Here is a 23221-nt window from a genome sequence, read left to right on the forward strand (position 1 = left end):
TGCGGCTCAAGCCGTGCGAGAGTAGGTCATCGCCAGGTTTTAAACCCAAAAGCCCGCTGCCGCCGCAGCGGGCTTTTTCTTTGCCCGAAACATCGTCGGTGGGCGTGCGCCCGGGAGGTGCGCCCGCAGGCGCCATGCCGGAGATCGTTCAGGGGGGGAATGCCGGTGATCCGGTGATGCCTGAGGCGGGCTTGGCCGGGGAGTGCGGGACTGAGGGCTTCGCGCCCGAGGGCGCTCCTACCCATGGGCGATGGACCGCGGGTGATCCCGGTGGGCGCGTCTATGGGGAGGCGTCGAGGGAGAGCGCGCGGGCTTGGCGGTGGTACCAGCCGGGTTTACCGGCGATGGCTTCGAAAACGTGGCTGCGATCCATGGCGCGTTGATAGACGTGGACCGAGACGGCGATGGCGTCGCTGCTGGCGTTGCGCAGGGTGTGGAATTCGTCGGGCGGGATCAGGTTGCCGGCGCTGCCGCGGGTGCCGCGCAGGCATCGGCGGGGACTGAAGCGGAACCGCTCTTGCTGGTGCTCGATGAGCTGGTACGGGGTGATGTCCAGGTCGCCGCGCCAGACACCTTCGACGCACCACAGGCCGTCGTGATCGTGCAGTGGTGTGCCCTGTCCCGGGCCCCAGGTCATGGCGATGATGCTGTAGCCATGCCTCGGGCTGCGATAAAGCTCGCGGCGGGCGTAGTGATCGTTGATCGGATTGTGGATGACGGGCGGCAGGCTGATGCGGGGATCGTTGATGGCCCGTTCCAGCACGCGCTGCACCTGGATGACGGTTGCAGACGTGTTTCCGGCCTGCAGGGCGGCGTCGATGCCATCGAGCAGATGCTGACGGCCGGGAAAATCGGGGTAGTGCGAAGTATCCAACGTCATGCCCGCAGTCTAGGCGAGGGCGGTAAAGATTCCGTTGTCAGTGGGTTATCGGGCGGCAGCGGATGCGGTTGGGTGCGCTGTTCGTGGTCGGGCGCTTGATGAAGAGCGAGGCAAAGGCGCCCTCACCCGCCCTTCGGGCACCCTCTCCCGCTTGCGGGAGAGGGGATGGGGTTCGCCGGTGGTTGGCAGGGATTCGAGGGCGTCAGGATTCGGGGCGTCAGAATGTGCCGCGCTGGATGAACGGGGCTTGCGCGTAGAGTCTGCGCTCGCCGCCGCGCGGGTCGTCGCCGAGGTGGCTGTTGGCGTCGAACTGCAGGGTCTGGCGGCGGTCGAGGGCGTAGGGCTCCCAGTGCGGCAGGCCGGGGTGGTTGGGATCGCCGTGACGGGCGAAGGCAAGCAGGGCGTCGCTCATCGTGTCGGCGACGCGCTGGGCCTCCAGGCCGCTGCCGGTGCGCGCGCCGGGCTGCTGCAGGTTGTGGAACACCAGCGGGATGTCGAGGGTGTGGAAGGCGCGCAGGTGCGCGGCGTCGCCACCGCGGTCGTACCAGTCCAGTTGATAGGCCCAGGTGGGGGCGCCCTGGCGGGCGCGGGCTTCGAGCTCCTCGATCGCACCGCGCCAGGAGCGGCCGGCGGTGGTGGCGGCGAAGAATATCTCCGACGGCGTGTAGTGCGGATACAGGCGGCGGTATTCGGCGATGACGACCGTCGGCAGCAGGTCGACGTATTGCTGGGCTTCCAACCTGGCCGGGAGCGCTTCCCAGCTCAGCGTGTGGTTGGCCGGGTCATTGCCGAGGAAGGCGCGGGTTTCGTCGTGGGTGTTGCCAATGACCATGGGAATGGCGGCCGACTGCGCCGGTGCCTGCGGCCAGAACGGGTGTACAGGCAGGTTGCGTGCGTCCACCACCGGGCCGACGTACAGGCCGGTGCTCTCCACGCGCGAGGGATCGCGGAGTTTCACCGCTTCCAGCAGCTGCTGCATCGGCAGCTGGCGCAGTGCGTCGGCATCGCCGAGCTTGAAATGCTCCAGGACCAACCGCGCACGTTGGGTGGCGGCGCGTGGGCCGGCGGCGGTGACCTGTTGTCCGCTCATCGTCCAGGCACGATGGAACAGCCCGTTGGCCGCCGGCATGGCCATCAGGGTGGCGATCTTGGCGCCGCCGCCGGACTGGCCGAACACGGTGACATTGTCCGCGTCGCCACCGAACTCGGCCGCATGCTGGCGGACCCAGTGCAGGGCCTGGAGCAGGTCGAGCTGGCCGACATTGCCGGAGTCGGCCAGGGCAGGGCCGCCGAGCTGGGCCAGGTGCAGATAGCCGAACAGGTTGAGGCGATGGTTGACGGTGACCACCACCACGTCGCCACGCCGGCACAGGTTGCCGCCGTCATACAGCGGGTCGCTGCCGGAGCCGTTGTTGTAGGCGCCGCCGTGGATATAGAACAGCACCGGGCGCTTGCCGCCATCGTGCAGGGCCGGGGTCCAGACATTGAGGTAAAGACAGTCTTCGCTCCCCGGGCCCTCATTGCCGGCCTGCGGGGCGGCCGGGCCACGGGCCAGTGCATCGCGGATGCCGTTCCAGGCCGACTCCTGCAGGGCTGGCTGGAACCGGCGTGGAGCAGTGTCGGCACCGTAGGGAATGCCACGGAAGACATGGATGCCGCCTTCGGTCTGGCCCGCAATGCGGCCGCTGCGCGTGCGGGCGATGGGCGCATGGCCGGTGTGCGCCCAGCCGGCGGTGTGAGCGGTGGCCAAACCGATGCCGGCGGTGAGCAGGCCGGCGTGCTGGAGGAACTGGCGACGATGGGGATTGCTGGGTGGCTGGGTCATGGTCGGCGGGCGATGGAGGGAGATGACGGCCCCACCCCAACCCCTCTCTCCATCGGAGAGGGATTCAGGGGGCGGTGCGGGATGGCGGGGGGAGCGAGGTGATCCAGTCCAGCGCCAGGCGTGGCCAGGCCGCGCTGGTCAGGCCGGCGGTGCCGCGGACACCGAAGCCGTGGCCGCCGTGCGGGAACAGGTGCAGCTCGGTGGTGACACCGGCCGTGCGCAGCGCCTGGTAGAACAGCAGGCTGTTGCCGACGGGGACCACATCGTCATCGCCGGCGTGCAACAGGAAGGTCGGCGGCGTGTCCGCGCGTACCCGGGTCTGCATCGAGTAGCGCTGCAGCAGCTCAGGGGACGGGGTATCGCCGAGCAGGCGCTGGCGCGAACCGGCATGCGTGTCGGGGCCGTGCATGTCGATGACCGGATAGACCAGCAGCTGGTAGTCCGGGCGCGCGCTCTCCCCATCGATGGCGTCGGTGGGCGGATAGACGGATGCATCGAAGCCGGTGCCCAGTCGTGCGGCGAGGTGACCGCCGGCGGAGAAGCCCATCACGCCGATGCGGTGCGGGCGGATCCCCCACTCGCCAGCCCGGTGACGGATCAGCCGCAGTGCACGCTGCGCGTCGGCCAGCGCGGCTTCGCGGTCCGCACGGCCCTCGCCTGGCAGGCGGTAGCGCAGCACGAACAAGGTGGTGCCGCCTTGCTCGGTGAAGGCCGGCACCAGCGCGGTGCCTTCCTTGTCGAGCACGACACGCTGGTAGCCGCCGCCGGGGATGACCAGCAGCGCGTCGCCATTGGGCCGTGCCGGGCGGTGGACGACCAGATAGGGCGTGCTGACGTGGTCGATGTAGCGGTCCGGCAGGGCAGGGTCGGCGCTGCGTTCGACGATGCGACGCGGCGAGGGCAATGGCTTGTCCCCCGGTGCCAATCCATCCGGCCACAGCGCGATGCGGTCGGTCGAACCCACGGCCGGCTCGCCATCCGGCGTGCTCTGGGCGAATAGCGGGGCGGTCAGCATGAAAAGATAAAAAGCCAGTAAATACAGAAGATTACGTATTGTGTGTGGGAGCATGTTGGATCCGGCATGGCAGGGGATCGTCGCTTCTGGTGCACTGCACATTGTCAGATGACACCGGTTTACCTTATACAGCCAACCAGGCAACTGTCGATTGGCAGTGCAACAAAGACATCAGGAGAGTCACTTGAGCAACGACCCAGGCAGTCAGCACCCGTCGGATACCGGGCTGGACGACATTGCCCGCAGTTTTGTGGAAGCCCGCCGCCAGGGACGTTCGCTTCCGGATTTTCCCGGCACGATCCCGGATGATCTGGTGACTGCCTACCGCGTGCAGGACCTGGCCATCGGTCGCTGGGACGACGTGGTGGTGGGCTGGAAGGTGGGCTACATCGCGGCCGAGCGCCGTGATGGCTCCGGCGACGAGCGTCTGCTGGGCCCGATTTTCCAGCGCAATCTCTGGAATGCTACCGGTGCCATCGTGGATATCCCGGTGTTTTCGGCCGCCGGCGGCTTTGCCGCGGTGGAGGCCGAGTACGTGCTGCAGCTGGAGGCCGACGCGCCGGCGGACAAGCTCGACTGGACCCCGGAAGAGGCCGAGGCGCTGCCAGCCCGTCTGTTCATCGGCGTGGAAGTGGCCAGCAGCCCGCTGGCGACGATCAATATCCTGGGGCCGCGCGTGGTGGTGTCCGACTTCGGCAACAACAACGGGCTGGTGCTCGGCGCGGAGATTCCGGACTGGACCCGGCGTGACGAACCGGACCTGCGCGCGGAAACCCTGATCGATGGCACGGTGGTCGGTACCGGTGGCGCCACCCACCTGCCCGGTGGCCTGCGCGCGGCCTACGCCTTCGCGCTGTCGCGTTCGGCCAAGCGTGGCCGGCCGTTGAGGAAGGGCGAGCTGATCGCCACCGGCAATGCCACCGGCATCCATGACATCGGCGTGGGCCAGCAGGCATTGATCCGCTTCGCCGGTTGCGGCGAGATTTCGTGCAGGGCCGTACCCGCCGGGTGATACCGCGGCACCATCCATCACGCGCGGGAGGGCGCAATGGTTACTCGACGAGGTTTTCTCACTACCAGCCTGGGCGCGCTGGCCGCGCCGATGCTGGCCGCCTGCGGCGCGGGTGGCAAGGGCGCGCCGGGAGGCGGGCAGGTGCTGACCGCCAGCGACGTGCACGTGGCCGACTATCCGACCGTCACGGCGGTGAAGTGGATCGGCCAGCAGCTGGAGCAGCAGACCGGCGGCCGGCTGCGCCTGAACCAGTACCACTCCGGCCAGCTCGGCCGCGAGTCCGAGGCGATCGACATGGCCCGCTTCGGTGCCATCGACATCACCCGCGTGTACTCCGGCGCGTTGAACAATGCCTTCCCGCTGACCCAGGCCCTGTGTCTGCCGTACGCGTTCGACTCGGTGCAGCACATGCGGCGTGCGCTGGACGGTGGCATCGGCGATGCGGTGCTGCGCGGCTTCGAGAGCCGCGGGCTGGTCGGCCTGGCGGTCTATGACTCCGGTGCACGCAGCTTCTACAACACCAAGCACCCGATCGTCGAACCCGGCGACCTGCACGGGTTGAAGCTGCGCGTAGCCAGCTCGGACATCTTCCTGCAGCTGATGCGCATGTTCGGGGCGAACCCGACGCCGATGTCGCTGGGCGACACGTTCTCCGGCATGGAGACGCACATGATCGACGGCGCCGAGAACAACATGCGCAGCTTCCACTCCAGCCGCCATTTCGAGGCGGCGCACTACTGGTCCGAGAGCCAACATTCGTATGCGCCGGACATCCTGCTGATGTCGCGCCGCAGCCTGGAGGCGCTGTCCCCGGCCGACCGGCAACTGCTGCTGGAGCTGGCGCGGCAGTCGGTGCAGGTGATGCGCAGGGAGTGGGATGCCTCCGAGGACAAGGCGCGCGAAGCGGTGCTGGCCTACGGCGTGAAAGCCAATGCGGTGGACATGCCGGCCTTCCGCGAAGCGGCGGCACCGCTGCTGCGCGACTACCTGAAGCAGGCGGACATCGCCGCGCTGCACCGTCGCATCCGCGACTTCGCCTGAGGACCGCGCCACGATGTCTGATACCAACGAAACCACGGTGACGACGGGCGTCCAGCGCGTGCTGGAACGGCTGGCCGACGTCGTCATCCATATCGCCGTGCTGGCCCTGCTCGGGCTGGTGGTGGTGCAGGGCTGGCAGGTCTTCGCCCGCTACGTGATCAATGATTCGCCCAGCTGGACCGAGCCGGTGACGCTGCTGTTGCTGAGCACGGCGATGAGCCTGGGCGCGGCGGCCGGCGTGTATACCAACCGCCACTTCGGCTTCTTCCTGCTGGCCGACTACATCAACCCGGCGATCAAGCGCGTGATCGATGCACTGGTGCCGCTGATCATCGCCGTCATCGGCGGCTTCATCGCCTGGTGGGGCTGGGTGCTGTGGCTGGACGGCCTGCACATCAAGACCGCTGGCGCCAACCTGCCGCAGAGCGTGAACTACCTGCCGTTGAGCATCGGTGGCGCGCTGATGGCGGTGTTCGCATTGAACCGGATGGCGCAGGCATTGCAGGCCGGCGCGGGCAGTGCCGGCACCGCTGAAGGAGACCGTTGAGCCATGGGTATCGCAATCCTCTTCGCCGTGTTCGGCGTGCTGCTGCTGATCGGCGTGCCGGTCGCCTATGCGCTGGCCGCCGCGGCACTGGCCACCCTGTTGTACCTGGACCTGCCCAGCATCGTGCTGGTGCAGCAGATCTCCGCCGGCACCGGCTCGGCCTCGCTGATCGCCATTCCACTGTTCATCTTCGCCGGTGAAATCATGATGCGCGGTGGCATCTCCGAGCGCCTGATCTCGCTGGCCTCGTCGCTGGTCGGGCGCATGCGCGGCGGCCTGGGCCAGGTGTCGATCCTGTCCTCGCTGTTCTTCGGTGGCGTGTCGGGCTCGGCGATCGCCGACGTCTCGGCGGTGGGCGGCACGATGATCCCGCAGATGGTCAAGCGTGGCTACGACCGCGACTTCGCGGTCAACGTCAGCATCACCGCGGCGCTGGTGGCGCTGCTGGTGCCACCGTCGCACAACCTGATCCTGTTCTCGGCCGCGGCCGGTGGTGGTCTGTCCATCGCCGACCTGTTCGCCGCGGGCATCGTGCCGGCATTGCTGATGACGGTGGTGCTGATGGTGACCGGCTACGTGGTGGCGCGCCGTCGCGGCTACGGCGTGGAAGCCTTCCCGGGCATGCGCGCGGTACTGCTGCGGCTGGTCGCGGCGCTGCCGGGCCTGGGCCTGGTCGGCCTGATCTTCTTCGGCATCCGCGCCGGCATCTTCACCGCGGTGGAGTCGGCGGCGATCGCGGTGGTGTACGCGCTGCTGGTGACCACCGTGCTGTACCGCCAGCTGCGCTGGAAGGAGTTCATGGCCACCGTGGTGCATGCCGCGCGCAGCACCGGCGTGATCCTGTTCGTGATCGCCACCGCGGCGGTGTTCGGCTGGTTGCTGGCCTACCTGCAGGTGCCGGCGGCGGCGGTGGAGTTCCTGCAGTCCTTCGCGCACAGCAAGTACATGGTGCTGCTGATGATCGTGGTGATGCTGCTGTTGCTGGGCACCTTCATGGACCTGGCCCCGATGATCCTGATCTGCACGCCGATCTTCCTGCCGGTGGCCAAGGCCTACGGCATCGACCCGATCCACTTCGGCCTGGTGCTGGTGCTGACCGGTGGCCTGGGCCTGGTGACGCCGCCGGTGGGCTCGGTACTGTTCATCGGCACGGCGATCGGCAAGATCACCGTCGGTGAGAGCATGAAGACCATCTGGCCGTTCTGGCTGGCCGGCCTGGGCGTGCTGCTGGCGGTGACGTTCTTCCCGGAGATGTCGTTGTGGCTGCCGGCGCTGCTGCGTAGTTGATGCCGCCGGCCAGGTGCCCGCCGGCGGTGGCTGCCGGAGGCATGTCGCCCCCGGTTGGGTACAGCACGGCGGCGCGCCCCGTTCAGATGGCGCGCCGCGACTGCCCTCACAATGTGGCGGGGATCAAACGGGCATCGGTGCAGGCCATGAGCCTGCCGCCGGCAACACCGGGGTGCCTTCCCGCAACGCCCACGCCCGCGCTCTGGAACGAGCGCGGCCCGATAGAATGACTGCATTGAACGGTTTCAAGGACCTCGCCTTGCGCAAGAAGACCGACGTCGACGCCCCGGCCCACAACCTGGGCCGACCCGCCACGATCAACGACATCGCACGCCTGTCCGGTGTCTCCAAGAAGACGGTGTCGCGGATCATCAACAACTCGCCGCTGGTGCGCAAAGACACCCGCGAGAAGGTCGAGGCATTGATGCGTGAGGTGGGCTACGCGCCCGACCCGTTGGCCCGTGGCCTGGCGTTCCGGCGTTCGTTCCTGATCGGCATGGTCTACGACAACCCCACCGCGCAGTACGTGGTGGACATGCAGAACGGCGCGCTGGACGCGCTGCGTGGCTCCAGCTTCGAGCTGGTGGTGCACCCCTGCGACACGCGCAGCCCCGGCTACATCGAGGGGGTGAAGCGCTTCGTGCAGCAGCAGAAGCTGCACGGGGTGATCCTGGTGCCGCGTGCCTCCGAAGACCAGGCGCTGGCCGACATGCTCGACGAGATCGGCTGCCGCTTCACCCGCATCGCCGCGTTGCCGCTGGATGACACCTCGCAGATGGTGATCACCCACGACCGCGACGGCGCCGCCGAGGCCGCCGACTACCTGCTGTCGCTGGGCCACCGTGACATCGCGCTGATCACCGGGCCGACCGCCTACCGCTCCGCGCACGAGCGCACCGCCGGCTTCATCGAGGCGTTGCAGAACCGGGGCATCGAGCTGCCGCCGGCGCGCATCATCGAGGCCGGCTACACCTTCGAGTCGGGCGTGGCCGCGGCCGAGAAGCTGCTGCTGGGCAAGCAGCGGCCGACCGCCATCTTCACCGGCAACGACGAAATGGCCGCCGGTGTGTACAAGGTGGCCATGCGTGCGGGCATCAACATCCCGCGCGAGCTGTCGGTAGTGGGGTATGACGACAGCCCGCTGGCCTCGCGGCTGTGGCCGTCGTTGACCTCGGTGCGGCGCAATACCCGCGATACCGGGCGCACCGCCGCGGCGATGCTGATCCAGCCCGAGGGCAAGAGTGCCCTGCCGTTGGCCAGCGTGCGCCCGCACCTGGTCGTGCGCGATTCCTGCCAGCCACCGCAGGACTGACCCCCAAGTAATTGTTCCAAAAGGAAAACGCTTATTCTTGCGGCGCAAAATGACACCGGTTTCCATAACCGCTAGAATCGTCCCGAACCCGCCCTGGAGCCGTGCTCCCGGGCCGGCCGGACCCCGCCGCGGCAGGCGCCAAACGCAGCCACCGCAACCCCTCCGGCCACGCTGCCGGCAGCAACCCACGAACCACCGCTCAGGGAGAGGAACACCATGACGAATCCATTCAGTCTCGAAGGCAAGGTCGCACTGGTAACCGGTGCCAATACCGGCCTGGGCCAGGGCATCGCGCTGGCGCTGGCCGCCGCCGGTGCCGACATCGCCGGTGCCGGCATCGTCCCGGCCGAGGAGACCGCCGGGAAGGTGCGCGCGCTGGGCCGCCGTTTCCTCAACATCGAGGCCAACCTGATCAGCATCGAGCCGGTTGAGCGGGTGGTCGCCGAGACCGTGGCCGGGCTGGGTGGCCTGGACATCCTGGTCAACAACGCCGGGCTGATCCGCCGCGCCGACGCGGTGGAGTTCAGCGAGAAGGACTGGGACGACGTGATGAACGTGAACATCAAGTCGGCGTTCTTCATGAGCCAGGCTGCGGGCAAGCACTTCATCGCCCAGGGCAGCGGCAAGATCATCAACATCGCCTCGATGCTGTCCTTCCAGGGTGGCATCCGGGTGCCGTCCTACACCGCCTCCAAGAGCGGCATTGCCGGCATCACCCGCTTGCTGGCCAATGAGTGGGCAGGCAAGGGCGTGACCATCAATGCGATCGCGCCGGGCTACATGGCCACCGACAACACCGCGCAGCTGCGTGCCGACGAAGACCGCAACAAGGCCATCCTGGACCGCATCCCGGCCGGCCGCTGGGGCAAGCCGGAAGACCTGGGTGGCACCGCGGTGTTCCTGGCGTCCAGTGCGTCGGATTACGTCAACGGCGCGATCATCCCGGTCGATGGTGGCTGGTTGGCGCGCTGAGGGTTGAAGGTGATGAGGTGACGGCTGGAAGGCCAGAGCCAAGGCGTCAAACGCTGAAAAGCTGGAAGCGCCCTCACCCCTACCCCTCTCCCGCAGGCGGGAGAGGGGAGAGCAATAGCCGAAGCAACTGCGATAGCCGAAGCCGAAGCCAAAGCCAAAGCCAAAGCAACTGCATTAGCCGAAGCCAAAGCCGAAGCGACAGCCCAGGCAGCAATGGCGAGCTGCACGGATTTCCCTTCTCCCGCGTGCGGGAGAAGGTGCCCCGAAGGGGCGGATGAGGGAAGCCCCTGCTCTGGCTTTCAACTCATCAACAACAACGTTTCCCATACAAGAGAGTCATGCAATGAAGATCGCGTTGATGCAGGAATTCAGCCAGGCCGCCAAGAATCCGGTGGTGCTGGAACAGCTCAACACCGTGGCCGCCGCACAGGGCCATGACGTGTTCAACGTGGGCATGGACGGTGACAACGACCACCGCCTGACCTACATCCACCTGGGCATCTGCGCCGCGCTGCTGCTCAACGCCAAGGCCGTGGACTTCGTGGTCGCCGGCTGCGGCACCGGGCAGGGCGCGATGATGTCGCTCAATGCCTGGCCGGGCGTGTACTGCGGCTACTGCATCGAGCCGACCGATGCGTTCCTGTTCGCCCAGGTCAACAACGGCAACGCGCTGGCGCTGCCGTTCGCCAAGGGCTACGGCTGGGGCGCGGAGATCAACATCCGCTTCATCTTCGAGAAGGCGTTCGCCGGTGAGCGCGGCCAGGGCTACCCGGCCGAGCGCAAGGAATCGCAGATGGCCAATGCCGGCATCCTGGCGCAGGTGAAGCAGGGCGCGTCGAAGGACTTCGTCGAAGGCCTGAAGGCCATCGACCAGGAGCTGGTGAAGCAGGCCGTGGGCGGCGAGCGCTTCCAGAAGGCGTTCTTCGACAACGCCCAGGACGCGGACATCGTGGCCTACGTGAAGGGCGTGCTGGGCAAGTAAGCGCCTGGTGTCGCGGTAATGCCCTTGCGGGCGGACAAGGGCGCCGGGCGGCGCCCTTGTTGTTACCGGTTGCGGGCGTGGAACCGCAGTGAGGTTGCCGGCTCCGGATCAGGGGCCGGCTTCGCGCCCGAGGGCGCTCCTACATGGCCGCCAGGCGGTCGGAGGCGTCGCTTTGATGAAGCTCATTTCTTCCTGCTTGCTCCTGCTGTGCATGGCGGGCAACGCGGTTGCCGGGGATGGGCCGCATGCGGTCTTCATCGCGGGTGATTCCACCGCGGCCAGCTATGGCCCGGCGCGTGCGCCGCAGGCGGGGTGGGGGCAGATGCTGCAGGGCTGGCTGGATCCGGCGCGATGGCAGGTGCACAACCATGCGGTGGGTGGGCGCAGCACGCGCAGCTTCATCGCCGAAGGACGGCTGGACGCGATCGGCCATGCCTTGCGCCCCGGTGATGTGCTGCTGATCCAGTTCGGCCACAACGATGCCAAGTTCGAGGACCCCAGCCGCTACACCGCGCCGGACGGCGACTACGTGATGTTCCTCGAGCGCTACATCGCCGTGGCGCGGGAGAAGGGGGCCACGCCGATCCTGGTCACGCCGGCGGCACGGTTGCTGTACGACTTCGGCGCGCTGCTGGACACGCATGGTCGCTATACCCAGGCCATGCAGCGGGTGGCGCGCGAGCGGCAGGTGGCGCTGATCGATCTCAATGCCCGCTCGATGGCGTGGATCCGCGCACTGGGCGAGCAGGGGGCCAGGCCCTACTTCATGTTCGTGCCGGCGCAGGGCAAGGCGGACGGCACCCACTTCAGCAGCGCCGGCGCGACCGCGGTGGCCTGCCTGGTGATGCGTGGCTGGGTCGAGCTGCAGCCGCGGATGCGGGAGGGGCTGCAACGCGACATCGATTGCGGCGCGATCAGTGCACCGCCAGCGCCCGCCGCCACGACGGCAGCCGTCGCCGCGCCCGTGGCTCCGGCCAAAGCAGCGGTCGATGCGCACGGCTCGCGGGTGATCCGCGAGCAGGACATTGCCCGCACCCAGCCCGGGCCGCATGGCGGCGCCGGCCCGACCACCGCGTACTCCTTCTTCGCCGAGGTCGGCGACCTGCCGTTCGTGCTGCGCAAGCGCGTGCTGCACAGGGGCGCAGGCATCGGCCTGCACCCGCAGCACAAGGACGAGATCTACTACATCGTCAGCGGGCGTGGCCTGTACGTGCTTGACGGCCAGCAGTACGAAGTGGGCCCCGGCCACGCGCTGCTTACCCGCAGTGGCAGCACGCATGCCCTGCAGCAGACCGGCGACGAGGACCTGGTGGTGATGCTGGCGTATCCGACGACCCGGTAGCCCCCGCGGGCATCAGGTCGCCTGGAGGGCCCATGGCTCCTTTTCCAGGCGTTGCGCCAGGTAGTCGATCAGTGCCTGCACGCGTGCGGGCCGGCGCAGGCCCGGCGGGGTGACGATGCTCAGCGCCAACGGTTCGACCTTCCAGTCGTCCAGCGCCGTTTCCAGCCGCCCCGCGCGCAGGTCTTCCCAGACCAGGAATTCCGGCTGCAGCGCCAGCCCAAGACCGGCATGCAACGCGGGGGCGAATACTTCGGCGTTGTTGGCCTGCAGCGGGCGCGGCACGGTCTGCGCGAACTCGCCGTGGCGTGCGTGGCGGAAGCGCCAGGTGTTGCCGCCGCGGGTGTAGCTGTACTGGAAGCCCCGGTGCCGGGCGAGGTCGCGCGGATGCCGGGGCCGGCCATGCGCGGCGAAGTAGGCCGGTGCGCCCACCAGCAGGATGCGGACCTGGCACAGGCGCCGCGCGCGCAGGCTGGAATCGGCCAGGTTGGTGATGCGCAGGGCCATGTCGAAGCGTTCGGCGACCATATCGACCATGTCGTCGCTGAGCTGCAGGTCCAGCTCCACGTCCGGATGGGCCTGCATGAACGCCGGCAACAAGGGGGCCAGCCGGGCCACGCCGAAGGACATCGGTGCGGCGACGCGGATCAAGCCGCGCAGGGCGGTGGAGCGCTCGGCGACCTCCGATTCGATGGCCTCGCCCTCATCGAGGATGCGCACGGCGCGCTCCAGCGCGCCCTGGCCGGCGTCGGTCAGCGAGACCCGGCGCGAGGTGCGGTGCAGCAGGGCCGTGCCCACGCGCGCCTCCAGCCGGGTGATGGCCTTGGAGACGGTGGCCTGCGACAGCGACAGCTCCTCGGCGGCACGGGCGAAGGAGCCGGCTTCGGCCACCTTGGCGAAGATGGCCCAGGCTTCAAGATCAGGCAGGCGGCTCATCGGGCATCCAGGGCAGGGCGTTGCGCGCAGTATCGCAGAAATGGAAAGCATGAATTTCCATTGTTTCTATTCTCTGCATTACGGGGCAGGCCTAGACTGGCGCCCATCGACAAACCACTGTTTCCCAGGAGAACGCCATGATTGAACGTCGCCCGTTTGCCAGCCTTGGTGGAGCCAATCATGGTTGGCTCGATGCCAAGCATCATTTTTCCTTCGCCGAGTACCACGACCCCAAGCGCGTGAACTGGGGTGCGATGCGGGTCTGGAATGACGACACCATCCAGCCCGGCACCGGCTTCCCGCCGCACCCGCACGCCGAGATGGAGATCATCACCTACGTGCGCGAGGGTGCCATCAGCCACCAGGACGACCAGGGCAACAAGGGCCGCACCGAGGCCGGCGACGTGCAGGTGATGAGTGCCGGCAGCGGCATCCGCCACGCCGAGTACAACCTGGAGCCGGGCATCACCCGCATCTTCCAGATCTGGATCTTCCCGGATGAGCGCGGTGGCAAGCCGTCGTGGGGCACCAAGCCGTTCCCGAAGGGCGAGCGCAGCGGCCGCTTCGTGACGCTGGCCAGCGGCATCGAAGGCGACGACGACGCGTTGCCGATCCGTGCCAATGCGCGGGTGTCCGGTGCCACGCTCAAGGCCGGTGAAAGCACCGAGTACCGCTTCAGCGACGCCAGCCGCCACGGCTACCTGGTGCCCAACACCGGCAAGGTGGAAGTGAACGGCGTGCCGCTCGATGCCCGTGACGGCGCCGCCATCACCGGCGAGGACAGCATCACCATCCGCGCGCTGGAGGATTCGGAGCTGGTGCTGGTCGATACCGCCGCGCTGTAAGCCGGTTTCAAGGACCCGCCGTTGCCGCGACCGCAAGGCCGTGGCAGCGGCGTCTGGCCGTCATGCGGGCGGGTCCGGAGCAGGGGAGGCGACGAAACACCGGTTCACGACGAGCCTTTCGGGCGTCCCGCACTGGCAGGGCCAGCGGCCGGTTCGTTGCAGATTGGGCTCTGCAACCAAGAGGGCGTCATCGGGGGGATGACGTGACGGGCGAGCCGTCACGTGCAGCCTTTCATCCCTGATGTGTAGACGGCGTGGTGAAACGCCAACCGGTCCACAGTATTCGGCCCCCTGTGCGCATTCATGCGCACAGGGGAGGCGTGCGTGGCGCCTGCCGGGGCGAAATCGCGGCCTACGGCGCCGGTTTCTTCTTTCGCGGGGCGGCCTTGCGCTTGCTGGCGCTGCGGCTGGGCTCGGGCGCGGTGTCGTTGCCGCTGAGCGGCTCCATCCAGGTAAGCACGTCGACATAGGCGATGAAGTGCTGCAGGTAGTCCGGCGAAATCTCCTGCATCAATGCCATGGCACGGTAGGTGAGCACGCTGGAATGCAGCGGGCCGGCGTCTTCGGGCAGGGCATCCAGGCATTGCCGCAGCAGGCTCTCGATGCGGATGCGGCCCCACAGCTGCTGGAACTCGTCCAGTACCGGCAGCGCGGTGCCGTCGCCGGTGTCCTCGGCCGCCGCCTCGGTGCGGCCGGCCGCATTCAACGGCAGCTGGTACTGCAGCGGCTCGGTGGTCAGCAGCGTGATCAGCTGCCGCAGCGGGCTGGGTGCGTCCTCGCCGGCGGCCGTGTCCGGTACGTGCCGCTGCACGATCCCGGCGTAGTCGTCGAGCAGCTGCGACAGGCGCGCTTCCAGCTGCGTGCGGACCGCGCCGTCGTAGGCACCGGCACGGCGGGCAAGTGCTTCGATCAGGCCAAAGCGCAGCGGATCGATGCGGTCGGCGCCCTGGGTGCGCCACGCATCCAGCCGTGCGTGCACCGCCGGATCAGCGGGCATCGGCCTTGCCTTCGGTGTGCGGCCGCGGAATCGGTGCGATCTCGACGCGGCGGTTCTTCGCACGCCCGGCTTCGTCGTCGTTGGGGCTGACCGGCTGCTCGGCACCGAAGGCCGCGGCGAACACCGACGCCGACGGCACGCCATCGGCGATCAGGGTGCGGGTGACGGTGAGCGCGCGCGCGGCCGACAGCTCCAGGTTGTCGGCGAAGCGGGCATTGGCCACGCGCACCGGCTGGTTGTCGGTGAAGCCGCTGACCATCAGGATCTCCTCGCGTGCGTGCAGGTACTCACGCAGCGGGCCGGCGATGCTCTGCAGCAGTTCGCGGCCTTCCGGTTGCAGCTGGTCGGAGTTGAGCGCGAACAGCACGCTGCCGCTGATGCCGATGCGGCCGTCGATGACGGTGATGCGGCCGGCGGCCATCGGCGCGGCCAGTGCCTGCTCCAGCGTCTTGAGCTTGGCGGTCTGCGCCTGGCGCTGCTTCACTTCCTCGTCCAGGCGGTTGTGCAGCAGCAGCTGGATGCCGATGACGCTGGCCAGGATCAGCACGAATGCACCCAGCAGCACCGACATCAGGTCGCCGAACGCGGCCCAGGTGGTGGCAGTGGATTCGGCGTCGAACTCGATCTCGTCGCTCATGCCACTCAGGCCCCGCTGCCGTCGCGGGCTTCGGCCAGCTGTTGCAGCTCACCGATGATCTGCTTCTGCGAGAGCATGCTCAGGTCGATGACCTCGCGCGCCTGGGCGACGTAGTAGGCCAACTGTTCGTCGCTGCGTGCCAGCGACTTGTCCAGCGCGGTCTCGATCAGCTGCAGGCGCTGGCTGAGCGCCTCGTTGGACTGGCCGAACAACTGCACGGCGGTGCCGAACGCATCGCCCAGGCTGGCCATTTCCACCGCGCTGGTGGTGACCTGGGCCGCGGCGCCGTCCAGGCGGGTGGTCTGGTCTTCCAGCTGCGCGCTGAAGCGGCTGCCGACGCGCTCCAGCAGGTCGGCCGAGGTGCTGACCAGGGCATCGACGGCGCTGCGCTGTTCGGTGGAGGCGTGGTTGACCGCGTCGAGCAGGGTTTCCAGCGTGGACAGCAGGCGGCCGCGTTCCTCCAGCATCGCGGTGTCGCGGACCATGCTGTCGGACAGCTTCTGGCGCAGCTCGGCGACCACCTCGGCGGCCGCGCGCGGCGCTTCGGAAGCGGTCTGCACCAGCCGCGAGATCTCGGCCAGGGTGTCGCGCGCATGCGCCTGCGACTGCTCGCCCATGGCCTGCGCGGTCTGTGCCAGCGTGTCGCAGATCTGCTGCTGGCGGGCGGCGACCTGCGCGCCGTTGTGCGTCCAGCTCTGGTCCAGCCGTTCGACCATCGCCGACAGGGCCTGCGACCAGTTGCCCAGGCGTTGTTCATCGCGTGCGGCGAAGGCGGCCTGCAGTTCGTCGTGCGACTGGCGCAGCGCGTCGACCAGCGAACGGGCGTGGCCCTGGAAACTGTCCGAAGCGGCGAGCAGCGCCTGCTCGTTGCGTTGGGCCAGGGCATCGTGGGTGCCGTGCTGCAGGGTGAGTGCGGCGGTCCAGGCATCGGCGGTGCGCCGGGTGTTGTCTTCCATGCGAGTGGCGACGCCGTCGACCAGGGCGCTCGCGCGCTGGTCGAAGCCGGTGCTGAACTGCTGCAGGGCCTGCTGCAGTTCGCCGGTCAGCGCGGCGTTGGCGCGTTGCTGTTCGGCCAGTGCGGTCTTCCAGCTGTCGCTGGCGCCGGCGGCGGCCTCGCGGACCACGGTGTTGAGGCCGTCGAGCTGTTTCTGCACCGCATCGTCGATGGCCGCATGCAGGGCGTTGGAGCGTTCGGCCAGCCCCTGCATGGTGGCGTCGACCACCGGTTGCAGGGCCGTGCCCACCGCGTTGGCCTGGTGGCGGATGCCGTCCTGCATGGCGGCCTGCAGCGAGGCGGCCAGCTGCGAGTACGCGGCCTCGGTGCGCTCGTGGAACGCCTGCTGGTTGGCCTGCAGGCGTTCGTTGTTGCCGTGCTGCTGGTGTTCCAGGCTGCCCATCATCGCCTGCAGGCGATCGACCAGGGCCGGCATCAGCGCGTTCTGCTCCTGCAGCAGGCGGAAGGTTTCATTGCGCTGGAAGGCCGGCGAATGCACCTGCAGCTGGGCGGCGATGCCGGCATCCAGTTCCTGCACGGCCTGGGCGCGCTCACGGCGGAACAGCGCCGACAACAGGCCCAGCGCGGCCGAGCTGGCGACGCCGGCGATCGAGGTGCCGAAGGCGAAGCCCAGGCCCTTGACCGGAGCGGCCAGCGAGCTGCGGATGGCGTCCAGGTCGGTGGCGCTTTCCAGCGCCAGGCCGGTGCCGCGCAGCGTGGCCATCATGCCGAGCAGGGTGCCGAGCATGCCCAGCAGCACCAGCAGGCCGACCAGGTACGGGGTCAGGGCCGGGGCCGGCAGGCCGACGCGTTCGCCCTGCACGCGCAGGCGCACCGCGTTGCGCAGGCTGGGGGCCAGCCGCGACAGCCAGCCGTCCAGGTTGTCCGCGCCGTCGGCGATGGCCGGCAGTGCCTGCACCAGCGTGGTGGTGGCCTGGCGGTAGCGGAACAGCTCATACGCGCCGGCCAGGTAGCAGGCGGCGATGACCGCGGCGACCACCGCGGCCAGCGGGTGCGTGCCTGCATAGCCGACACCGATCCAGCACACGGCCAGCAGGCCCACGAGGAAGACGACGATTGCGACGAGGTTTCTGGACATAGGGAGCGGGTTACCGGGTGCGGAGCGCTGCAAGCAGGCCTTCGATGGGGTGGAAACGGACCTCCAGTTCCGCCAGCAGCGCGGTGCGCAGGTCCTGGAGGAAGAGGGCCGTGGTGGTGGCCGATGCCTGGGCATCGGCGCTGGCGGCGCTGTCATGCAGCCGCTGGTAGTGCAGGCCGAGCAGGGCCGGCACATGGGAAAGCAGGGTGTGTTCTCGCGGGCTGAGGGTGGCTTCCATCACTGCGTCGACCTCGGCCAGGCGGGCCTTGGCCGGGGACTGCCGGGCCAGCATGTCGCGCAGCCGGCCACGCAGGTTGCCGGTGGCGGTCTGCATGGCGCGCTGCTGGGCCTGGTAATGCTGCCGGTAGGGCGCGTACGGGTCGGGCGCGTCGGCATCGACGGGCGCGACCGGTGCGATCTCGGCATGGATGGCCTGGAGCAGACGGTCCCGCACGCGGGTGCAGTCGGCGTCGTGGTCCTGGTCGAAGGTGGCGCCGTCCGGTGCGGGTGCAGGCGGGTTGTCCAGGGCGCGGGACAGGGTGATGGCGCGGTTCCAGTCAAACCACGTGGCCAGCCGCGCCGACACGTCCGGCGCCGTAGGCGAGGTGGCATCGTCCTTGAAGCGGGCCAGCAGGCGAATGAACGCCGGGCCCAGCACGGGCGCCCGTTGGGAAGCTTTCGCCATGGGTCCTGACTAAAAAATCAGCATTTTACATGGCGGGCGTGACTTCGCCCGGCCAGTGGTATTCAGGCGGTTGGCGGCTGGATTGATCTGGATCATTGTTGAGAATGATTCTTGTTCGTACAATGTCGCTCCATCAGCCGCTGCCGCGCGCAGTCAGCCAATCCTCGCCCCACCGCAGGTTGATGCCGTGTCCCTCCCTCGTTTCCGTGCCGCCCGTCCGGCGCTGCTGTCCATGGCCGTCGCCATGGCCCTTTCCCCCGTCACCGCCCTTGCCGCCGGTCCCGAGCTGGCCGAAGCCGCGGACCCGGCGCGGACGCTCGATGCCGTCCACGTCAACGCCTACCGCACCACCTCGCATGCTTCCAGCGCGACCAAGACCGATACCGCGGTGGCCGAGACCGCGCAGTCGGTCTCGGTGATCGCCCGCGAGGAGCTGGACGCCCGTGGCGTGCAGAACCTCAACGAGGCCATGCGCTACGTGGCCGGCGTGACCCTGGAGAGCAGCGGCATCGACAACCGCGTCGATGACTTCCGCATCCGTGGCTTCGATGCCGGCAGCTGGTCCAACAACGTCACCATTGACGGCATGCGCGCGCCGCAGGGCAGCCAGTGGAACCGCACCATGGTCGACAGCTGGAACCTGGAGCGGGTGGAAGTGCTCAAGGGCCCGTCGGCGGTGATGTACGGGCAGGTGGCTCCGGGGGGCATGGTCAACCAGGTCAGCAAGACGCCGACGCCGGACCCGCAGCAGGTACTGCGCCTGGGCATCGACGGCAACGGCCAGTACAACACCGCCTTCGACGTGGGCGCCGGCAGTGACGACAACCGCCACCTGCTGCGCCTGGTCGGCCTGTACCGCGATGGCCAGACCCAGATCGACCACACCGAGCAGAAGCACGGGTTCCTGGCCCCGAGCTACACCTTCCAGATCGCCGAACGCACGCGCCTGACCCTGCTCGGCCTGTACCAGAAGGATGACGGCGGTTCGACCTACCAGTTCCTGCCGATGGACGGCACGCTGGTGGCCACGCCTTACGGCCACATGAAGAACACCACCTTCATCGGCGAGCCCGGCTGGAACACCTATGACCGCACCCTCTGGACCGCCGGCTATCTGTTCGAGCACAGCTTCAACGGCAACTGGACGCTGAGCCAGAGCGCGCGCCATACCGATGTCCAATCGCTGTTCCGCACCGTGGTGACCAATGGCGGCCTCAACGCCGATGGGCGCACCCAGAAGCGGCGTGCCACCTGGGGCGAAGGTGACTCCAAGGGCGATACGGTGGATACGCGCATCACCGGCAAGTTCAGCACCGGCGCGGCCGAGCACACGTTGCTGATCGGCGTGGACTGGCAGAAGGCCGACTGGACCGGTGCGCGTGGCGCGATGGTCAACCCGCGCGACATCGACATCTTCAACCCGGTCTATACGAACTACGTGCCGGTCACCACCAGCATCAGCTACTCCGGTGGCATCAACCGGCAGACCGGTGTGTACGTGCAGGATCAAGTTGCGTTGGACCAGTGGCGGCTGACCTTTGGCGGCCGCTATGACTGGACCCGTGACGACACCTGGACCCGCAGCTACACCGTGGCCAACAATCGTTACGGTGCCCGTATTCCGACCCGCGGCGAGGAAGAAGCCTTCAGCGGCAACCTCGGCGTGCTGTACGTGGCTGACAACGGGCTGACCCCGTACCTCAGCTACGCCGAGTCGTTCCAGCCCTCGGGCAGCAACACCAACATGAGCTACACGCTGTCGGCGTTCGACCCGGTGACCGGCAAACAGTGGGAAGCGGGCATCAAGTACCAGCCGGCGTCCTTCGATGGCCTGTTGACGTTCTCGGCCTACGACCTGCGCCAGCAGAACATCCTCACCAATGACCCGGACCTCACGCACAACACCTGCGGCACCGCCGGCAACAGCCAGTGCCAGGTGCAGGATGGCGAAGGCCGCGTGCGCGGCGTCGAACTGGAGGGCCGCATCACCCCGCTGGAAGGCTTCAGCGTGATCGGTGCCGCCAGCTGGATGGATTCGGAAGTCACCAAGAGCAACAACGGCTACATCGGCAAGCAGCTGGCGATGGTGCCGGACTGGACCGCCGCGCTGTGGGCGGACTACACATTCCAGGCCGGTGGCCTGGAAGGGCTGAGCCTGGCCGCAGGCGTGCGCTACAACGGCGAAAGCCATGGCGACAGCGCCAACCTGTACCTGATCCCGGGGTACACGCTGTGGGATGCGGCCATCCGTTACGACGTGGGGCAACACGGCGCGGTGGGCACGCAGTTCGCACTCAACGTCAGCAACCTGGCCGACAAGCGCTTTGTCTCGACCTGCGGTGGCGTGTCTTCCTGCTACTACGGCACCGGCCGCACCGTCACCGCCACCGCGCGTTTCAGCTGGTGATGCAGCATGCGTCCATCGGGCAGGCCCCGGTGGGCGCCTTCATTGTCCCGCCATGAGCCAGACCGAATGAACGCCTTCCTCGAACCGCGTGGTGCCACACCATGAACCTGCTGCTGGCACTCCTGGCGACCGTTGCCGGTAGCGCTGCGGCGATGCTGCTGTACGTCGCCTCGCCACAACAGCAACTGCGCGCTGCCGGGCCGTGGCCAACGCGGCATGCGTGGTGGCCGGGCAGCGTGCTTGCGCTCGTCTCGTTGCTGGCGATGTGGCAGTTGATGGCGCCGCTTGAAGCGATATCGGCGTGGTTGGTGCTGCTGACGCTGGTGTGGTCGACCGCACCATTTCTGGGCGCGTGGCGCGCCCGCGTACGCGCGCGGAGGTCCGCATGAGCGAAGCACGTGCGCGGCTGGAGAGCCGTCATTGGTTCGGCAAGACCTGTGCCGGCGTGGTGCTGGGCTTCGGCCTGGCACTGGCGTTGTCCGGCCTGTTCGCCTGGCTGGGACCGGACGGCATTGGCGCCGGCGGCGGCAAGAACCAGTTCACCATGTGGCTGATGGCACCGATCTGGGCGGCGGTGCTGTGCTTCGTCCATCTGTTCCGCGACAGCCTGCGTGCCTGGTTGTGGCTGGGCGCGGCCAATATGACCACGTTCGGGATGTTGGCGCTGGCGCGTTGGGTGATGGCGTGAGGATGCAGGCATGAAGATCCGCAGCGACATCATCAAGGTCTACAAGGACGTCCACATCTGGATCGGCATCGTCTGCGGGCTGATGCTGTTCATCGCCTTCTACGCGGGCTCGGTCACGATGTTCGAGAAGCCGCTGGAGCGCTGGGCCACGCCGCCTTCCACATTGGCCGCCGCGCCGTCGCTGGAGCGCGCCGATGCGCTGGTTGAGGCGGTGCTGGCCGAACATCCCCAGGCTGCGGCGCGCTACTTCATTTCGGTCAAGCCCGGTGCCGACCAGCCGGCGCGGGTGTACTGGCAGGAACGTGCCGGGGGGCGTCGCCAGTTCAAGGAGTACGGGGCGAGTTTCGGCGCCGACGGCAGCCTGCAGGTGGAGCAGACACGCAAGGCGCCGGTGGCGCAGCTGGTGGATACCCTGCACCAGCTGGTCGGCCTGCCGTTCCCCGATGCGATCGCACGGCCCGTCATGGGTGCGGTGGCATTGGCCTATGCCGTGGCGCTGGTGTCGGGCCTGATCGTGCTGCTGCCGACGTTGACCAAGGATGTGTTCGCGCTGCGCATCGGCAAGAACATCAAGCGCATGTGGCTGGACGCGCACAACGCGCTGGGCTTGTTCAGCCTGCCGTTCCACCTGGTGATCGCGCTGACCAGCGTGGTGTTCGCCTTCCATGACCCGTTCTACGGCGCGCAGGGCGCGGTGGTGTACCCAGGCGGCATCGAGTGGAACCAGGCACACGACGACGCGCCCACCGGTGCGCGCGTGCTGCCGGCGGCCGAGCTGCTGCGTCGGGTGGAAGTGCAGTTGCCCGGTTTCGACGTGCAGGGCTTTGGGTTCCAGCGTAAGGACGGGTATGTCGAGGCGACGGTAACCGGGCTGGACGTGCGCCACGGCACGCGCGCACGGCTGTACGCCAGCACGCACCTGGACCCGTACAGCGGGCAGGTCGATCCGCATGACCTGCCCGGCCACATGGATGGCTGGGACGAATCGGTCAATGCGTTCTTCATGCTGCATTTCGGCAGCTTCGGCGGAAATCCGGTGCGCTGGTTGTACGTGCTGATGGGCCTGGCCGGCGCGGCGCTGTTCTACACCGGCAACCTGCTGTGGGTGGAATCGCGGCGACGCAAGCGCAAGGGGCCGGAGACACCCGCGCAGAAACTATCGGGCTGGGTGCTGGGCTGCCTGACGGTGGGCGTGTCATTGGGTTGCGTGGCCGGCATCTCCGCCAGCCTCGCCGCAACCAAATGGTTGCCCGCGTTGGTGGCGGATCTGAAGGCGTGGCACACCGGTATCTACTACGCGGTGTTCGTGGCCGCGATCGGTTGGGCGTTCCTGCGCGGCGCATCACGCGGTGCGGTGGAACTGCTGTGGGCCAGCGCGGTGTTCACGCTGGCCATACCGCTGTCGAGCCTGGCCGGCGTGTGGGGCATCGGCGGTGCATGGAGCCATGCCGGCAGCTGGCCGGTGGACGTGACTGCGCTGTTGTCGGTGCCGGTGCTGTTGTACATCGCCCGGCGCACGCGCCTGCGCTTGCAGCAGGGCCATACCGACAGCATCTGGGCGCAGACCAGCCCCAACCCCGTGTAGAGCGCCGCCATGCTGCGCTGTGGTTGGGCCGGGACGGCGCCTGCCGAGCATGGCTCGGCACTACCGCCAGCGCCCGGCAGCGCGAAAGGCGTGCGGATTTTCTGTCGGAGCGGCCTTGGCTGCGAAGCTGGTGATG

21 protein-coding genes are annotated in these 23221 nt (G+C 68.1%); 13 read left to right on the top strand and 8 right to left on the bottom strand.

The window, feature by feature from the left end:
• Positions 1-280: 280 nt before the first annotated feature.
• The 3 genes from ACIPR8_RS15430 to ACIPR8_RS15440 all read right to left on the bottom strand — a co-directional run bounded on the left by ACIPR8_RS15430 (position 281) and on the right by ACIPR8_RS15440 (position 3774).
• Entirely contained in the window at positions 281-880 is a 600-nt protein-coding gene (locus ACIPR8_RS15430) for a cysteine dioxygenase (protein WP_446541574.1), read from the bottom strand.
• A gap of 217 nt (positions 881-1097) precedes the next feature.
• A complete protein-coding gene (locus ACIPR8_RS15435) occupies positions 1098-2705 on the bottom strand; it encodes a carboxylesterase/lipase family protein (protein ID WP_446541575.1) in 1608 nt (535 codons plus the stop codon).
• A 64-nt stretch (positions 2706-2769) separates the two neighbouring features.
• The gene (locus ACIPR8_RS15440; RefSeq protein ID WP_446541576.1) at positions 2770-3774 is read right to left on the bottom strand and encodes an alpha/beta hydrolase; all 1005 of its coding nucleotides are present in this window, start codon (positions 3772-3774) and stop codon (positions 2770-2772) included.
• A 130-nt stretch (positions 3775-3904) separates the two neighbouring features.
• Between ACIPR8_RS15440 and ACIPR8_RS15445 the strand changes: the two genes are divergently transcribed.
• The 8 genes from ACIPR8_RS15445 to ACIPR8_RS15480 all read left to right on the top strand — a co-directional run bounded on the left by ACIPR8_RS15445 (position 3905) and on the right by ACIPR8_RS15480 (position 12215).
• Complete coding sequence (locus ACIPR8_RS15445; RefSeq protein WP_446541577.1) at positions 3905-4732, top strand: 2-keto-4-pentenoate hydratase; 828 nt, start codon at positions 3905-3907, stop codon at positions 4730-4732.
• Positions 4733-4768: 36 nt separating this feature from the next.
• Positions 4769-5773 (top strand): TRAP transporter substrate-binding protein, encoded by a 1005-nt coding sequence (locus ACIPR8_RS15450; RefSeq protein ID WP_446541578.1) that lies wholly within the window; start codon positions 4769-4771, stop codon positions 5771-5773.
• 13 nt (positions 5774-5786) lie between these two features.
• The gene (locus tag ACIPR8_RS15455; protein WP_192288366.1) at positions 5787-6320 is read left to right on the top strand and encodes a TRAP transporter small permease; all 534 of its coding nucleotides are present in this window, start codon (positions 5787-5789) and stop codon (positions 6318-6320) included.
• Positions 6321-6323: 3 nt separating this feature from the next.
• Positions 6324-7607: a TRAP transporter large permease gene (locus tag ACIPR8_RS15460; RefSeq protein WP_132862283.1), complete on the top strand. Its 1284-nt coding sequence runs from the start codon at positions 6324-6326 to the stop codon at positions 7605-7607.
• 226 nt (positions 7608-7833) lie between these two features.
• Positions 7834-8919 carry a LacI family DNA-binding transcriptional regulator gene (locus ACIPR8_RS15465; RefSeq protein WP_323438603.1) on the top strand — a complete coding sequence of 362 codons (1086 nt, stop codon included), beginning with the start codon at positions 7834-7836 and terminating at the stop codon, positions 8917-8919.
• A 216-nt stretch (positions 8920-9135) separates the two neighbouring features.
• Positions 9136-9891 carry a 2-dehydro-3-deoxy-D-gluconate 5-dehydrogenase KduD gene (kduD, locus tag ACIPR8_RS15470; protein ID WP_132862285.1) on the top strand — a complete coding sequence of 252 codons (756 nt, stop codon included), beginning with the start codon at positions 9136-9138 and terminating at the stop codon, positions 9889-9891.
• Between the two features lie 343 nt (positions 9892-10234).
• Entirely contained in the window at positions 10235-10873 is a 639-nt protein-coding gene (locus tag ACIPR8_RS15475; protein ID WP_192288365.1) for an RpiB/LacA/LacB family sugar-phosphate isomerase, read from the top strand.
• Positions 10874-11048: 175 nt separating this feature from the next.
• Positions 11049-12215, top strand: a complete 1167-nt coding sequence (locus tag ACIPR8_RS15480; RefSeq protein ID WP_446541579.1) for a GDSL-type esterase/lipase family protein — start codon at positions 11049-11051, stop codon at positions 12213-12215.
• A gap of 12 nt (positions 12216-12227) precedes the next feature.
• On the opposite strand, the gene ACIPR8_RS15485 is transcribed toward ACIPR8_RS15480, so the two are convergent.
• The gene (locus ACIPR8_RS15485; protein ID WP_446541580.1) at positions 12228-13148 is read right to left on the bottom strand and encodes a LysR substrate-binding domain-containing protein; all 921 of its coding nucleotides are present in this window, start codon (positions 13146-13148) and stop codon (positions 12228-12230) included.
• 137 nt (positions 13149-13285) lie between these two features.
• Here ACIPR8_RS15485 and ACIPR8_RS15490 point away from each other — a divergent pair, with 137 nt between their 5' ends.
• The gene (locus ACIPR8_RS15490; protein WP_192288362.1) at positions 13286-13993 is read left to right on the top strand and encodes a pirin family protein; all 708 of its coding nucleotides are present in this window, start codon (positions 13286-13288) and stop codon (positions 13991-13993) included.
• Between the two features lie 352 nt (positions 13994-14345).
• Here ACIPR8_RS15490 and ACIPR8_RS15495 read toward each other — a convergent pair whose 3' ends face one another.
• From ACIPR8_RS15495 to ACIPR8_RS15510, 4 genes are read right to left on the bottom strand one after another with little or no spacing between them, the layout of a single operon-like run.
• Complete coding sequence (locus ACIPR8_RS15495) at positions 14346-14990, bottom strand: DUF2894 domain-containing protein (RefSeq protein WP_446541581.1); 645 nt, start codon at positions 14988-14990, stop codon at positions 14346-14348.
• Entirely contained in the window at positions 14980-15627 is a 648-nt protein-coding gene (locus ACIPR8_RS15500) for an OmpA family protein (protein WP_446541582.1), read from the bottom strand. Before ACIPR8_RS15500 ends, ACIPR8_RS15495 begins: the two co-directional genes overlap by 11 nt.
• Positions 15628-15632: 5 nt before the next feature.
• Positions 15633-17720 carry a DUF802 domain-containing protein gene (locus ACIPR8_RS15505; RefSeq protein ID WP_446541583.1) on the bottom strand — a complete coding sequence of 696 codons (2088 nt, stop codon included), beginning with the start codon at positions 17718-17720 and terminating at the stop codon, positions 15633-15635.
• Positions 17721-17730: 10 nt separating this feature from the next.
• On the bottom strand, positions 17731-18405 hold the full coding sequence (locus ACIPR8_RS15510) for a DUF3348 domain-containing protein (RefSeq protein ID WP_446541584.1): 675 nt from the start codon (positions 18403-18405) through the stop codon (positions 17731-17733).
• A 187-nt stretch (positions 18406-18592) separates the two neighbouring features.
• Between ACIPR8_RS15510 and ACIPR8_RS15515 the strand changes: the two genes are divergently transcribed.
• From ACIPR8_RS15515 to ACIPR8_RS15530, 4 genes are all read left to right on the top strand, one after another.
• Entirely contained in the window at positions 18593-20812 is a 2220-nt protein-coding gene (locus tag ACIPR8_RS15515; protein WP_446541585.1) for a TonB-dependent siderophore receptor, read from the top strand.
• Positions 20813-20913: 101 nt separating this feature from the next.
• On the top strand, positions 20914-21201 hold the full coding sequence (locus ACIPR8_RS15520) for a hypothetical protein (RefSeq protein WP_446541586.1): 288 nt from the start codon (positions 20914-20916) through the stop codon (positions 21199-21201).
• Positions 21198-21500, top strand: a complete 303-nt coding sequence (locus tag ACIPR8_RS15525; protein WP_313254837.1) for a hypothetical protein — start codon at positions 21198-21200, stop codon at positions 21498-21500. The genes ACIPR8_RS15520 and ACIPR8_RS15525 overlap by 4 nt, the downstream gene beginning before the upstream one ends.
• A gap of 10 nt (positions 21501-21510) precedes the next feature.
• Complete coding sequence (locus ACIPR8_RS15530) at positions 21511-23085, top strand: PepSY-associated TM helix domain-containing protein (RefSeq protein ID WP_446541587.1); 1575 nt, start codon at positions 21511-21513, stop codon at positions 23083-23085.
• The last annotated feature ends 136 nt before the right edge of the window (positions 23086-23221 follow it).

The organism is Stenotrophomonas sp. LARHCG68 (assembly GCF_052871705.1).